Raw genomic sequence first — 255 nt, 5'->3', positions numbered from 1 at the left:
ATTTAAAGAAGATAATTAGAAATTAATAAACTTACAAAAAAGAATTTATATACATAAAAATATAAAAATGAATAAAATTTATAAAAAATGTAGAAATTTTCACAGAAAAGGTATACAATGATTTATATAGAAAATGATTTAAGAATAATTTAAAAATTAAATATATAATATTATAGGTTCTTTAAGCAAGATTAATAGGGAAAACGGTTAAATTCCTTTACAGCCCCCGCTACTGTGATGCAGACGAAACTTTTG

1 riboswitch is annotated in these 255 nt (G+C 20.8%).

Annotated elements, in window-relative coordinates:
• Window positions 1-157: 157 nt before the first annotated feature.
• Window positions 158-255: riboswitch (cobalamin riboswitch) on the top strand. This riboswitch is flagged as partial in the annotation.

Source organism: Dawidia cretensis, assembly GCF_018598175.1.
GTDB classification, from domain to species: domain Bacteria; phylum Bacteroidota; class Bacteroidia; order Cytophagales; family Cyclobacteriaceae; genus Ohtaekwangia; species Ohtaekwangia cretensis.
This window is presented reverse-complemented; position numbering and strand designations above follow the sequence as displayed.